This is a genomic window from Pseudomonas sp. GM102 (assembly GCF_000282555.1).
GTDB lineage: Bacteria > Pseudomonadota > Gammaproteobacteria > Pseudomonadales > Pseudomonadaceae > Aquipseudomonas.
Genome location: NZ_AKJB01000060.1, coordinates 37,943 through 51,163, shown reverse-complemented (window position 1 = coordinate 51,163; position 13,221 = coordinate 37,943). Strand labels below are relative to the sequence as shown.

General features: G+C 58.6%; 16 protein-coding genes. 1 reads left to right on the top strand and 15 read right to left on the bottom strand.

Going from position 1 to position 13,221, the window contains the following annotated elements; translation table 11 throughout:
* Positions 1 to 19: 19 nt before the first annotated feature.
* The 11 genes from traD to PMI18_RS14550 all read right to left on the bottom strand — a co-directional run bounded on the left by traD (position 20) and on the right by PMI18_RS14550 (position 8,773).
* Positions 20 to 2,125 (bottom strand): type IV conjugative transfer system coupling protein TraD, encoded by a 2,106-nt coding sequence (traD, locus tag PMI18_RS14500; protein ID WP_007901028.1) that lies wholly within the window; start codon positions 2,123 to 2,125, stop codon positions 20 to 22.
* A gap of 9 nt (positions 2,126 to 2,134) precedes the next feature.
* The gene (locus PMI18_RS14505; protein ID WP_007901025.1) at positions 2,135 to 2,650 is read right to left on the bottom strand and encodes an integrating conjugative element protein; all 516 of its coding nucleotides are present in this window, start codon (positions 2,648 to 2,650) and stop codon (positions 2,135 to 2,137) included.
* The gene (locus PMI18_RS14510; protein WP_007901024.1) at positions 2,647 to 3,195 is read right to left on the bottom strand and encodes a hypothetical protein; all 549 of its coding nucleotides are present in this window, start codon (positions 3,193 to 3,195) and stop codon (positions 2,647 to 2,649) included. Before PMI18_RS14510 ends, PMI18_RS14505 begins: the two co-directional genes overlap by 4 nt.
* Positions 3,177 to 3,896 (bottom strand): TIGR03759 family integrating conjugative element protein, encoded by a 720-nt coding sequence (locus PMI18_RS14515; protein ID WP_033036456.1) that lies wholly within the window; start codon positions 3,894 to 3,896, stop codon positions 3,177 to 3,179. Before PMI18_RS14515 ends, PMI18_RS14510 begins: the two co-directional genes overlap by 19 nt.
* A gap of 9 nt (positions 3,897 to 3,905) precedes the next feature.
* Positions 3,906 to 4,577 carry a hypothetical protein gene (locus PMI18_RS14520; RefSeq protein ID WP_007901022.1) on the bottom strand — a complete coding sequence of 224 codons (672 nt, stop codon included), beginning with the start codon at positions 4,575 to 4,577 and terminating at the stop codon, positions 3,906 to 3,908.
* On the bottom strand, positions 4,574 to 5,116 hold the full coding sequence (gene pilL2 / locus PMI18_RS14525) for a PFGI-1 class ICE element type IV pilus protein PilL2 (protein WP_007901021.1): 543 nt from the start codon (positions 5,114 to 5,116) through the stop codon (positions 4,574 to 4,576). The genes PMI18_RS14520 and pilL2 overlap by 4 nt, the downstream gene beginning before the upstream one ends.
* 106 nt (positions 5,117 to 5,222) lie before the next feature.
* Positions 5,223 to 5,969, bottom strand: coding sequence for a DUF5983 family protein (locus tag PMI18_RS14530; RefSeq protein ID WP_007901020.1), 747 nt, complete (start codon positions 5,967 to 5,969; stop codon positions 5,223 to 5,225).
* Positions 5,970 to 6,021: 52 nt separating this feature from the next.
* On the bottom strand, positions 6,022 to 6,516 hold the full coding sequence (radC, locus tag PMI18_RS14535; protein WP_007901018.1) for a RadC family protein: 495 nt from the start codon (positions 6,514 to 6,516) through the stop codon (positions 6,022 to 6,024).
* A 100-nt stretch (positions 6,517 to 6,616) separates the two neighbouring features.
* Positions 6,617 to 6,874 (bottom strand): hypothetical protein, encoded by a 258-nt coding sequence (locus PMI18_RS14540; RefSeq protein WP_007901013.1) that lies wholly within the window; start codon positions 6,872 to 6,874, stop codon positions 6,617 to 6,619.
* Between the two features lie 71 nt (positions 6,875 to 6,945).
* Complete coding sequence (locus tag PMI18_RS14545) at positions 6,946 to 7,527, bottom strand: STY4534 family ICE replication protein (protein WP_007901012.1); 582 nt, start codon at positions 7,525 to 7,527, stop codon at positions 6,946 to 6,948.
* A 904-nt stretch (positions 7,528 to 8,431) separates the two neighbouring features.
* On the bottom strand, positions 8,432 to 8,773 hold the full coding sequence (locus tag PMI18_RS14550) for a helix-turn-helix domain-containing protein (RefSeq protein ID WP_033036455.1): 342 nt from the start codon (positions 8,771 to 8,773) through the stop codon (positions 8,432 to 8,434).
* 209 nt (positions 8,774 to 8,982) lie between these two features.
* Between PMI18_RS14550 and PMI18_RS14555 the strand changes: the two genes are divergently transcribed.
* Positions 8,983 to 9,240 carry a hypothetical protein gene (locus PMI18_RS14555; RefSeq protein ID WP_007901008.1) on the top strand — a complete coding sequence of 86 codons (258 nt, stop codon included), beginning with the start codon at positions 8,983 to 8,985 and terminating at the stop codon, positions 9,238 to 9,240.
* Positions 9,241 to 9,284: 44 nt separating this feature from the next.
* Here the strand turns inward: PMI18_RS14555 and PMI18_RS14560 are convergent, their stop codons facing one another.
* The 4 genes from PMI18_RS14560 to PMI18_RS14575 all read right to left on the bottom strand — a co-directional run bounded on the left by PMI18_RS14560 (position 9,285) and on the right by PMI18_RS14575 (position 13,216).
* Complete coding sequence (locus PMI18_RS14560) at positions 9,285 to 11,252, bottom strand: DNA topoisomerase III (protein ID WP_007901001.1); 1,968 nt, start codon at positions 11,250 to 11,252, stop codon at positions 9,285 to 9,287.
* A 226-nt stretch (positions 11,253 to 11,478) separates the two neighbouring features.
* The gene (locus tag PMI18_RS14565; RefSeq protein ID WP_007900999.1) at positions 11,479 to 11,949 is read right to left on the bottom strand and encodes a single-stranded DNA-binding protein; all 471 of its coding nucleotides are present in this window, start codon (positions 11,947 to 11,949) and stop codon (positions 11,479 to 11,481) included.
* Positions 11,946 to 12,464: a DUF3158 family protein gene (locus PMI18_RS14570; RefSeq protein ID WP_007900998.1), complete on the bottom strand. Its 519-nt coding sequence runs from the start codon at positions 12,462 to 12,464 to the stop codon at positions 11,946 to 11,948. The genes PMI18_RS14565 and PMI18_RS14570 overlap by 4 nt, the downstream gene beginning before the upstream one ends.
* A complete protein-coding gene (locus tag PMI18_RS14575; protein WP_007900992.1) occupies positions 12,461 to 13,216 on the bottom strand; it encodes a PFL_4669 family integrating conjugative element protein in 756 nt (251 codons plus the stop codon). The genes PMI18_RS14570 and PMI18_RS14575 overlap by 4 nt, the downstream gene beginning before the upstream one ends.
* Between the last annotated feature and the right edge of the window lie 5 nt (positions 13,217 to 13,221).

The following is a 13,221-nucleotide window of genomic DNA, read 5'->3' as shown; positions in this document are numbered from 1 at the left end:
AACCTGTCGCGGGTACGGACTACCCCACCTGATCCAGATCGAAGTTTGTTGTTGGGCCACCACCACTGGCGCTCCACCATTGCCCCGCCTGCTCGTTGTAGGTGGCCCGCATTCGCTGGGTGAGCTCCTGCAAGTCCTTGGGCATGGCATCATCGTTGGAGGGTTTAGGCAAAGGCATACGGACTTTCCAGAGCTGCCCACCGGCTTGGAAGGAGAACATTTGCCCTTTGGGTAAACTGACGATGTGGGCAGGCTCGATCAACGGCACGCTGGTGCTGCTGACGCGGTCCTGCGAGGACGAAGTGAAGTCCGTATTGGCTTCCGGATCGGAGGTGTCGGTGGCACCCGACACCAGGGTCTTGGTCAGCACGTTGACCTTGGGCAATTGCTGAGTGAGCAGTTCAGCGGTGGCGGTTTCGCGCACCCGCAGCATCTGCAGGGTGTTGAAGTTGCCAATAACCTGGCCAGCTTTGGCGCGGTTGCCGATACGTGCTTCGATATCACTGAGGGTCTGGGTGTAGGCGGTTACCTGAATACCGGCACCGCCGCCCTTATTGATCAGTGGGATGAATTCATCACCCATCAACTCGTTGAACTCATCGGCGTGGAGGTTGATCGGCAACTTGTCACTGCTGTTACCCGATGGGGGCAGGCCATGGTCGATGCCGTGTTTGTAAATGTGTCCGGCGACCGAGACTAAGTCGGCGAACATGGAGTTGCCCACAGCGGCGGCCACCTCGGCGTCGGTCAGAGCATCCAAACCGACGTAGACGATGCCGCGTTTTCGGATGATCTGCATCCAGTCGAAGATTGGCCGCGGGTCATCTAAGTCGGTGTAGTTTGGCGCCAGCAGTTGGGCGGTCTTACCGGTGGTGAGTTTCTCCAGCAGCGGCAGCAGCGAGGCAACGATTTTGTCGAAGTAGGTACGGTCATATCGCACCGCCGAGCGCAGTCCATCCAGTACCGGGTCGAATACCCGCTTCACCGCCAGGTACTGTTCGATGGCCACCACGCGTTTTTCGCGCCCGATCATATGCCGGGGAATGTTCTTCTCGGTGAGCTTGCCTTCAAGCTGAACGATCACCTCCCACGCCTTCGGGTCGGTCTTGGCGAAAAACTGCTGGGCGTACTCGATGAACAGTGCGTCGATGTTGACCACATGCCGTTGGATCTGCAGGTAGTCCGGACGCCGGCCTAACTCGATTAGGGCACGGGCGATGATGTTGACGAAACGCCAGGCAAACTCGCGAAAGGCTGCGGAGTTACCTTCGCCGCTGAGCTGCCCAGCGATGCGTGACGCCACTTCCGAGATACGCCCGAAGCGTCCCACCGCATTGTATCGAGCGGAGATCTCCGGCCAGCCTAGATGGAAAACATAAAACTCCTTATCTCGACCGGCGCGTTTGGCTTCGACATACATGCGCTTGAGCAGGTCGGCATCACCCTTCGGATCGAAGACGATGACCACCTCATGTTCGATGCGATGAATGTCCTGGGTGATGTACACCTCGGCGAGTCGCGTCTTGCCGACACGGGTAGTGCCGAGCACCAGGGTGTGACCGACCCGTTCGCCCAGCGGTAGACTGACTTCTGTTTCGTCAGGCTCGACCCCATGCAACAGCGGCGAGCCACCTACTGGGGGCAAAGGGCGCAACGGATTGAAGGCACTGTCCCAGGCGGTGGCTCGGGCCAGTGTCGAGAACGGAAACGGTGCATGTTCCAGGCGCCGTTCGAGTCCGCGTGCCAAGCGGTAGTGGGTCGGTTGGTCGACATAGTGGGCGACAGCCGGATCCTGGGCCTCGACCAAGCGCTGGGTGTGCAGGCGGGTCCAGAGAAAGCCGCGGCCCATGAACAATCGCTTACGGCTAACCGGAATCTGTCGGCTGGTCAGCTCGTAGCGGGTCAGCCGACGGATATTGCGCCGATAACGCAGCACGTCCCAGGCTTGTCGCAGCCGGAGCAGGCCGAACAGGGCATAGGCCAGTGCCGCAATCAGACCGATTTCGGGTGACAGGGCCACGGCCCAGGGCGAGTACACGCACAACACCGCAGCGGCGATGCAGATCGCTACGGTGTACAGCTCCACCGCTGGCCGGAGCTTGGACTCCATCGCATGCTCGGCCATGGCCTGGACTCACTGTTCCAGTGAGGTGGCGGTGATCAAGACGGGGTAGTGCTCGATCTGCAGGCGGTCTGCGATGTCGTTGCCATTGACCGGCAGGATGGTGATGCCCGGACCGGCTGCTCGAATCCGGGCCAGGGCTTCGGTATCGGCCACTTCGACGGCGAGGCCTGCCGCGCCCATTTCCTGCAGTTCAGCCGCACGTTGACGCAACCAAACCAGAGATTGGGGATTGTCACCGACCAAGAAAAATGGCCGCAAACCAGGCATGTTGAGGGCACGAGGCGTGATTTGGCCGGGGCTCAACCGAGAACTACTGATTGGTAGTATCCAGGCTTCCTCGGCAAACGTGGACAGGTCCGCATGCACGGCCCGGTCAGCCTGAACTCTGTTATTTATGGGCAGGCCCGTAGCTTGGAAATAGGGTTGGGTGACGTCGCCAGCCGGATCCCTGACTACGGTTGGTTTCGCCTGGGCGACAGGTGCCAAGAACAGGATGAAATAACAGGTAAAGAATATTCGCGTCATGGCGGTGTGCCCTGTTTGAAGGAAACCAGCAACCGTTCGAGTTGCCGGGAAAATCCGGCGCGGTAACGCGCCGCCGGCGTTCCTCCTGCCGCGCGGTGATAGCGTCCGGCAGCTGACACCCAGTCACCGGTGGCGGCGTGATGCTCCTGCAGCAGCGCGGCGGTCACGGCGAGATTTCGGTAGGGGTCGAGGGCCTCGCAGGGGCTGGAAAAACGTTGTCCGTGGTAGCCCAGGTTGGTTTGCCCAAGTCCGGCGTCGACCCGCTTGGCGTCATACTGAGTGAGCGCCTGGAGCAAGGCGTGACAGGCAGCCGGGCGAGTGGCGAAGCGGTAGGGGGTTCCGGCGATGTTCAGGGTCCAAGGCCAGGGCAGCAGTCGACCACGGACATGGATACCACTCTCCTGCAGGGCAATCGCGAACAGCACCGTAGAAGGGATGTCCGCGTCATGCGCCGCCAGTTGGTAGGCAGGAGGCGGAAGTTCGTCAGCGTGGACGACGAGTATCGTCAGCATGAGCGCAATACCACTCAGTCGAGGCGTTGCCATTGTCCACTCACCTGTTGAAATGTGGCAGGCAATGGCCCCGGGGCACCCAGGCTGAACCAGCGACCACGGTCATGGTTCAGGGTGATCTGCTGGCGTTGAACCTTGGCCGGATCGATGTCTGCTTGCCGAGCCCAGCTACGGACGCGTTCATCCTCGCCTTGGCTGCCCACCAGGTAGATATCGAACGCCGTGTCGCTGCTTTGCAGACGCTGTGCTTCGGCGGTGCACGCTGGGCAGTGGTCCTCCACAAACAGGACCTGGCGCGGCACGACCGATGAGCTGGCAGGGGACGGGGATGCCATGCCCTGGATCGGCAGCAGCCCGGGAAACAGCTTGGCCCAGGCTGCGGTGTAAGCGTTTTGGTAGGTCAACTCGCGCTCAGCGCGTTTGGCTTCCAGCGCTACCTGTAATTCGGCATAGCGCTGGCGCTCTTGGTCGGTCTCGGCCTCAACCCCGAGTGTGGTCAACGGATCAAGGTTCGGGCTCCAGAAACCGCGTGGGCCGGCTTGGATCTGTTCGAAGCGCGTCCACTCCTGCTCCGTCAGCCCCCAGCTCGCCGCCTGTTCAGAGTGAGAGCGCCTCAGCGGAGCGGACTGCGTGCCCTGGATCTGTAACTGTGTCGTGATGGGGGTACCCATCGCAGCACCTGCGGTCAGTAGCGAAACCAGACAGGCGACGGGGAGTAGTGACGCTCTGTTCATGATCGCTTCTCAAGGGATTTGCACGGTCTGGTCTGGCTGAGTGGCCACCGCGAAGATGGCTGAGTTCGGTTCCAGCACTTTCAGCTGCCAAGTTCCGAGCCGCTCGTCGCTATGCAGCAGCCGGACATCCGTGAGAGAGCGACTGTCATGAGGTGCGACCGCCAGAAAACGCTCACCACCACGGGACTCGACACTCAACACCGAGAACGGTGGCGAGAGCGGGGCGGGCTTGGGGCGAATGGTCTTTTTCAGCTTGGTCGCGGAAGACGTCGGTGGTGGAGTTGATGACAGAGTTTTGAGCCCCAGGAGCTGCCGCTCGACGTGCTCAAGGCGTGCGCGTAGCGCTGTCAGGTCCGCTGCGGTGGCGCGGGCTGTCAGGCCATCACGCAGCTCCTGTAGCTCTTGCGCCCATTGATCCAACATCGGATCGAGGGTATTGGCCTGTTGCTCACCGGAGTCGACCATCTGTTTCAGGTCTTTCAGCGCGTACTGCAGCTTCTCCTGGGCGTCCTTGAACGCGCTTGAATCACGTTGCAGGGTGTCCAGGGTTTGTCGGTATTGCGTGTTCGTGCTCTGTAGTTCTGCCACGCGCTGATACTGGTTATACAAACCACCGCACAGACCGGCGGCCGTTAGGCAAAGTAGCCCGACAATGAGGGTTTGAAACGTCGAGGCCTTCATGAGCGTGCCTCCGACTGATGGGACGAGCCTGGTGTGGCCCGCACGATGCCGACATCAGCCTTCTGTTGTTCGAAGCAGACCGTACGGCTGACTTCATCGGTCGTGAGTTGCCAGACGGGGCCAGCCAGCACTTGTAGCGCGCCGCGCAAAGGGATTGGACCAAGCCGGTAATGGGCCGCGGGCAGAGACCGGGTAAAAAGCACCTTCACTGACGCGGAAACTGGACAGAGCGAATACCCCGAGCGCTGCAGTACGTACTGCAACGCATCCTGCACCGAAGGGCTCAGGCTGGACGGGATGCTCACGTCAATAATTTGGGCGAGAAGGTCGCGTTGCTCTGTGTTGGGCTCGGTGCTAACCAGCGTGTAGCGACCATAACGAAGTTCTGCCGGATGGCTTTCTTCGGCTGGGCCCCTCAAGTGCTGGGCCTGATTTGAGCCACTGCCGATTTCTGGATGGGGCGGCAATGTATTGGGGATTTGCGCAGTGCAAGCGCTCAACAAACCCAGCAGGCAGACAGGCGGGAAAAAACGCTCCATGGAAAAAACCTCATGTCAGATTCAGTGCAGAACCTGACATGAGGTGAAGGAGCGATTCAGTGAGAAAGATGATTTAAGGCGGGTCGTGTTAAAGCCGAACGTGTTGTTACTCATCAAAAATGGCGAGTCCATCCAAAACGGTGGCGTCGGGGTCGAAGATCAACAATCGCACATCCGCCAACGCCGCCAGGTATAACACCGTGACCAGGGCTTCCGGTGTGCCGGCGTCGAGTTGCTCTTGTCTCAAGCTTGAATAACGTTTGCCCTCAATGTTCAGCAAGTTCTCGTCCGTCCATGGTGTGCCGATCAACTTGCAACCGATGCCGCAGCAATCCGGCAACGCGAAAAGTTCGAACAAAAGACCGATTTGCCTCGGAGCGGAGTGACTGACCCACCCTTCCAGATAGAACATCGCTTCTTCAGGAAGGTGTGCGGTACTGATCTCCCAGGCTCGACTGTAGTGTCCCGTTTCGAAGCGCAAGCGATGGACCATGGCTTGGGCTTCTTCCAGGGAGTACAGATCGCCGACGTGATGCTGCTCGTTGAACATCTCGCCCATCACGGCGTAGATCACTTGGCGCACCAGTCCGGTGGACTGGCAGCGTTCATCCAACTCTTCAGGAATGGATTGACCTTCGCTGATCAAGGCGAAATCGTCATTGAACAGGCAGGGGAACAGTTGCAGTTCATCGTCGGGCAGATGGGCCTGTGAGTCGTGCACGGGTCGAAAGCAGGGAGGGCAGTCGTTTTCGTAGGTGATCAGTAGCAGCCGTTCGATATGCAGGTTGTCGTAACCGCGAGCAAATGGATTTGAGGCTACCAGTAGGGCTGGGGCCTGGTGTGTGAGGTTCATGAGGGCTCTCCAGAATGAAAATGAACAAGGCGCCCGAAGACGCCTGTGAGGGTTAAAGCCAGCCATGTTCGGCAAGGGAGAGAGGACGACCTTCACCCACGATGAAGTGATCCAGTACACGCACTTCGATCAAGGCCAAGGCCTCCTTCAGCCGTGCAGTCAAGACGCAATCCGCCTGGCTGGGTTCCGTACACCCTGAGGGGTGGTTGTGAACAAAAATGGCGGCCGCAGCGTTATGCGCCAATGAGCGTTTAACGACCTGTCTGGGGTAAACGCTGGCGCCATCAATGCTGCCGTGAAAGAGGACTTCGAATGCCAGCACCCGGTGCCTGGCATCGAGAAAGATCACACCGAAGACTTCATGCTCTTGTTGCGCAAGGTGCAGTTTTAGGTATGAGGCCACAGTGTCAGGCGACGTCAGGATAGGGCCGCGGGCGAACAGCCGACGATCCAGAATATGCAGCGCTTCGTCGATCAGCTGGTTTTCTTGGACAATGCGATCAGCCTCGAAATCCGAGGTCTCAATCAGTGTGAGTTGGGTGCTCATGGCGGTACCTCCGAAGGGAACAATCAGGGGTACACGCCCGAGGGGAGTGGTATCCCCAAGGTGGGTGTGGAGTCGTGGGCGTTAGCCGATGACGCGCTGTTTACAGCCGAGTGAATCGGTGGCGTTGACCGTGTAGATGTGAACCACAACCGTCACAGGGCAATGGAGAAAAGGCTCTTATTCCCCAGCCGGCTTCGGGATCGAAGTCGGCACTGATGGGCATCAACCGAACCAGCCCACGATGGATACCGGCGATGCGTTTCTCAATTTCATCCGTCGTGTAGTAGAGCGATAACGAGCTGTAGTCCTCGTAAGCCGCCGCGAACAGGCAGGCGTCGCAAAGCCAGAAGGATTCCATGTTGGTTCTCCTGTGCCGATTGAAGACAAGGCGCTCGACGGAGCGCCTTGATGAGGAACATCGTGGACTGTTCAGTCGGACTGAACGGTATGGGTGGCATCACGGCGGGCCGTGCGCGGAGTGGGTGGAGATTCAGGTTCAACCCGAGCCTCTATTGGGTTTCCGATATCCTCAGCTTCGGCATCAGCCGATGGTGCGGATGACTCACTGTTTGGCACTTGCTCAGCAGGTGCTGTTGCTTCCTGCCTGGCGGGCGCTTTGTACTCAAATGTGCCGTTGACTTTGATCCAGTCGATGAACAGCAAACGACCTTTCAGACTGGCGCCCGGTTGGCCTTGTTTATCGCCTTTTTCGTAGAGAAATGGATCGATCCACAGGTCGCCGATACGGAACGACAGCAAGACCTTTTTCTCGGCGTTGACGGCGTCCATATAGAGACGAACCAAGCGTTCAGCTTCACCCCCAGCAACTTTGCAGTCGAAGCGGGTGTACTCCACCGCATCGGTGGCACCGTGCAGGGCGGCGATATCGCAAGCCATGAACGGCTGGCCGCGGCGGACTTGGACTTCACGAACACGGTTGAGGTAACCGATACCGACGGTGTGCAGGTTGAAGTAAGTGGTCGCTTCTTGGGATTGGTTGGCGTGGGCCATGGTGGTTCTCCTGTTTCAAGGGAAAACGGCGACGCACAGCCCCTGACGGGGAAGTGAGCCTCCGTCAGGGTAGGTAAGGTGAAGGTGAGCGATGAACGATTCACCACCGGCAAGCCGATGACGAGCAGAACGATGCGTCTGGGGGAATAGCGGTGCAGCAGAGGAACGTCTGCGGTGGTGATCCGCAGGCATGGGGTAGTGGGCATTCATCACCGCTGAAGCGGTAACCGCGCGAGCTTCCGAACGCTGATCGCACTTGGGTAAACCACCACGAACGTGGCGTAGCCTTGAAGGTTCAAGCTACCTGGGCTGGGCTGTCAACGACAGCGAACCACGCCCTTTGTATAAGCCTGTCACAGGGGAGCGTCAAGACGCTGCAACCCGATTTTTTACGGCCGGAATACGGTGGCGGTCACTGGAATGAGAAAAAGAAGAGCTGGCCTGGTGGGTCACCAGGCGAGGAATAGAAAAGCCACCTTTGACGGTCATACGCAGTCGAAAAGCTCCTCGCAAAGCTTGGTTTAACTGCGCCTTGATTCGTCAACCGACCCTTGTCGTGGCCTGGGTCGGAATATGCTGGCACGCATCCGCGCACAAAGGGTGCCCAGGGTTTCCCCGGCGGGCCCCGGGGCTGAATACGATCGCCGAGGCGGATGACCGCTGTTGCCTTGTAGAGGCAACACTGGTCATCCGCCACCACGATCAGGTCGAGCACAAAACGGGAATGAAATCCCGCAGAGGAGAAGGCTCCGAACTCTAAGAGTCTGACCGAGCTGCCCGGAGCGAATCGGTCTTGGGTCGCCGTTGGCGATGATCCTGAGGCACTACAGCAGAGAGGGTGGGACGACGTCAAGGCAGAGTGCGCCGCCTCAAAGACCCCGGTATCGGATGCGAGCGCATGAACTCACTTGTTGGCGAGATGAGCGGCTAATTGTTCGACGGTTGCCAAGATAAAGGCACGGTCACTTTCTTTCAGTCCACTCAGCAGACCCGCGATCACCTGGCCCTGGTCATTGGGACGATTGCTCGACGCCGTCAGCAGTTCATCCATCCGGCAGTCGAAAATATCCGCCAGTTGCATCAGCTTGACCACGGAAAGCTCCACCACACCTCGCTCTAGACGCGATACAGCTTCGCTGCCGATCCCCAAGCGTTCAGCCACCTCTTCCTGAGTCAGATTACGCTCGCTGCGGTGCTTCGCGATCATGCGCCCGATTTGGGCTTGGGTTGGATGTTTATGTGCCAAGTGATGAGTTCTCCAGTTCAACCCGAATGGTTGAGCAAAGACCCGTTGACATGAACATCCTTAACGGTTGAGTATCGACTTATAAGGTTGTTATATTGGCTGAAATCGCTGTGTAATGCGACGTGGCTTCTATTCCTCCAGGAATCAGAGTCCGAGGTGGTCAGTGAGAATGAGTGGTCTGATAGGGCCAAGCTGAGGAACGGTTGAGCATGGAAGAGAAGAGCGAGAACGTCATGGATCAGATCTGGGATCGAACACTGGAGCTGTTCATCAAGATCCATGATTGCCCGGATAACCCCGAACACTTCGACAGCCTTGTTCATTGGCTCAACGAAAATCCTGATCACCTGAAAGCGTTCAACGAACTGGGGCAGATATGGATTTCGACAGGCATCGCCCTGGCCCGTGAAATCGGACAACCGCTAAGCGACTTAGAGAGGGATCAGTCGCCGTTGATGATGCACTGACCACTACATTGACCCCAATGCTTATGTTGATCTCCAATGGCGCGTTATGGGCGAGGCGTATCTTTTTTGATCGGGGCAGTGCCCTTGCAGTCTGGGTAGTGGGAGCATGACCAGAACGGCCCTGATTTTCCCTTTCGCTTGAGCATTGAGGCGTTGCAAATGGGGCAGGCCGGGCTGGCTTCGACAGGCATGGCTAAAGTCAGTGAACCGCAGTGTGCGACCAACTGCGCAATCCAGTTTGCCTGTTTGGCGACGAATGCATCCAGGCTCAGACGTCCCGCTTCGATTTCGTCCAGAGCCTGTTCCCAGACTGCGGTCATACCCGGATCTGCAACCGCTGTTGGTACCGCTTCGATCAGGGTATGGGCCGCCGCCGAGGCCATTAAGGCGCGTTTTTTCTTCAGCAAATAACCGCGATCAATCAACCCCTTGATGATGCTGGCTCGCGTGGCTTCGGTACCGATACCGGTGGTGTCCCGAAGTTTCTGTTTCAGGCGTGGATCGTTGACCAGCTTGGCCACATTTTTCATCGCCTTGATCAGATCGCCCTCAGTGAGAGGTTTGGGGGCGGCGGTGCGCATGGACTTGAGTTCGACGTCGTCCACTGCGCACTGCGTACCCTGTTGCAAGACGGGTAAGACTTGGGACTTGTGATTGGGCTCATCCTCCTCGGTGTTTTCGTAGAGCAAGCCTTTCCAGCCCTGAACCAGGATCTGTTTGCCAACAGCGGTCAATCGCTCTGCGCCACACTCCAGTTCGACCTGGGTCCGATCAACCTCATGGTGCGGAAGAAATTGTGCGAGGTAGTGGCTACGGATCAGTTCGTAGACATTGCGCTCTTGTTCAGACATCCGCGCAAGGTCGGCCGACTCGGTGGTGGGGATGATGGCGTGGTGCGCGGTGACCTTGGCATCGTTCCATGCCCGTGAGCGCAGTGATCGATCGAGGCTTCCGAGTGCGTGCCGCAGTGCGGGATCCGTTTTCAGCAGGGCATCGAATACCGCGGGTACCTCGTCGAACATACTCGCTGGCAAATAGCGGCAATCGCTGCGCGGGTAGGTGGTGGCTTTGTGGGTTTCATACAGGGCTTGGGCGATGTTTAGGGTTTCCTGAACGCCGAGCCCCAGCTTGCGCGAGCAGATTTCCTGCAGGGTACTCAGGTCGAAGGGCAGGGGCGGTGGTTCTCGGGAATGCTCAGTCTGCAATGAGAGTACCGCGGCGGTCTTATTGCAAGAGATTGCTTGGACCGTTTGATTGGCAAGCGTCTGCTGCAGGCAACGACCGGCTTCATCTTGTCCTGAGCTGTGTGGTAACCACGACGCGATGAATGGTTGCCCCATGGAGGACAGGTGTACCTCCACTTCCCAGTAGGGCACCGAGACGAAGCTGGCAATCGCACGATCCCGATCGACCACCAGACGTAAGGTGGGTGTCTGGACGCGTCCAACCGACAGTACACCGTCGTAGCCCGCCCGCCGACCAAGAAGGGTAAACAAACGACTGAGGTTCATGCCGATCAGCCAGTCGGCGCGGCTACGGGCGAGGGCTGAGTGGTAGAGCGGGAAGGTCTCCTGACCAGACTTCAGCGAGGACAGTGCTTTGCGAATCGACGCCTCGTTGAGTGCGGACAGCCAGAGGCGCTGAACGGGGCCTCGATACTGGCAGCGTTCCAGTAATTCGCGGGCAATCATTTCACCTTCGCGATCGGCGTCGGTGGCGATGACGACGGTGGCCGCGTCACTGAGCAGGCGCTTGATGACTTTGAATTGTGCCGCGGTCTTGGGTTTGACCTCGACCTGCCACCGCACGGGAATGATCGGTAGATGATCCAACGACCAGGATTTGTACTGAGCACCATAAGCTTCAGGTGGGGCTGTCTCCAGCAGGTGGCCGATACACCAGGTGACGGTTGTCTCGGGTCCGATCAGGCAACCATCACCACGCCGAGTGGCTCCGAGAACCTTGGCGATATCACGACCTTGGGAAGGTTTCTCGCAGAGGAAGAGGCGCATGGAACTGCTCCGGATTGAGTTCGGAGCAGCGTTGTTGGAAACAGCAGCTGAGGAATATGAGAAACCTGAATGGCAGGTTCCTCATATTAGTCGGTGAGGGCAGCCTTGAATGGGCCGAGGCTGGTGCCTTGTTGTAGCCTGGGCAACAGCGTGGGTCTTCACGAGCAGCCAGTAAAAACTGGCCAGCAACTTCGCGTAAAGGCGCAATTTTTATGCCTGAAGTCTGTCAGTCCGTGGGTGGTTGCCCTCTGCGCTTTCTGGGTTTCGACGCAGGTGAACGGGCGTGCTCTGTGTTTTGCCCGACGGGTGTCGCAGATGCTGCCGGTTCACTGGAGCGTTCCCGCATGACCACGCTGTGCACGCGGTGAGGCAGGATGCCGACGCGACGGGCCTCGATCTTGAAGGTCACCCGTGCGTTGTCTTCGCTGTCTTCCCACTCATCTCGTACTGTGCGGCCCTCAACCAGTACACGCATGCCTTTCTGGTACAGCGTGCTCCAGTGTTCAGCCTCGCGGTGCCAGAGCTCAACCGGCGCCCAATAGCCGCCTCGATCTTCATAGCTTCCTTCGCGTGGCACGGGGTTGTCGAAGTACACATTCAACCGCAGTAGACGCCGTGGTTCGTCATTGCCTGAGGCGAATTCTTGGAACTCTGGCGCGCTGCCGATGTTGCCTTCGCCGACGAATAAAGTACTCATCGTGATATCTCCACTGCTGGTGTGAACTGGCGCAGCAGCTGTTCGGCACTGGCCATTTTGATCGCACAGGTTGTGGCCTGGCGGTAGAGCGAATGGACCACACTCATCTGCAGGTTCAGTGCGATGCGATTGCATTCGAAACGGTGCAATCCCTCGCGTACGACCTGCGGCAGGGTTTTGCTGCGGACCTGGCGTTCCCAGACTGCAACCCCCATACGGACGAAGTCGCGGGTGCGCCAACGCAAAAAAGTGCTGCCCGCGCTGGTGTTCTGCAACACCAATCGAATGTCCAGCAGTGAGTAAGGGGGCTGTCCGGCTTGCTGCACCACAGCCGCCATCAGGTGACATAGCTGCGCCTCGGTTTCCCTCGCCACCTGCGCCAGGTGCTCCAACTCCCCCTTACCCTTAAAAGGCTTTAAAAGGCCTTTTAGGGAGGCCGCGTGTTCGAGCTGTCGATAGGCATCCGGTGTCAATGCTTCGAAGGGCATTGGTTGGGCTGAGGTCAGGGGATTCATACTTCGTCCTCCGGCTCATCCAATGTCGCAGATGGCCCTCCCGCGTCCTCTGCCAACGCGTCAGCGTCATCCACTGCCACAGCGCCACGACGAATGATCGGGGGCGCGAACTGGGAGCGCCGATGACCCTCAAGAATGTCCATGGGCGGCATACCCAATTTATCGACGGCTGCTAGGGCGCGAGCGTTGTTCGCCGCCATGTCATCGCGTGTGACACCAGCATGCCGATAGCGCTGCGCTTGGCCGAACAGGCTGCGCAGCAGATGGGCGCCGTCATCGATCCAGGCTTCCATGTCCCTGCGACCGATCAAGGCGGTGTGATGAGACAACAAGGTTCGGCGCACCAGAGTGTCGTAATCGGTCAGCAGGTAGACCGCTAGAAAACCCAGCTGGCTGCCGATGTACAGCGGCAAAGTGACGGGGTGGATGTTGAGGTTGTCGCCCATGTCGATTTGTGTCGGCAGGTCCTGCCTGATCCGATCCAGCTGTTGGGTCAGTTCCAGCATCCCAGCCTTGGCCTGCATCAGTTTTTCTTCGAGTTGCACGATGGCCCAGTCGGCATAGGGATCATCCTGGGCCGCGGTTTGTTTGATCAGGTTGGTGACACTGATATAGCCGGCCATGCCCATGATCGAGTGGACGCCTTCGCGTGCGGTTCGACCTTGCCAGATACGGGCGGCGTGGTGAGTGTGCAGGGTCAGGGTGATACTGCTGCGCAATGAACCCAGATTGAGTTGATAGTGGTCGGCCACGGTGT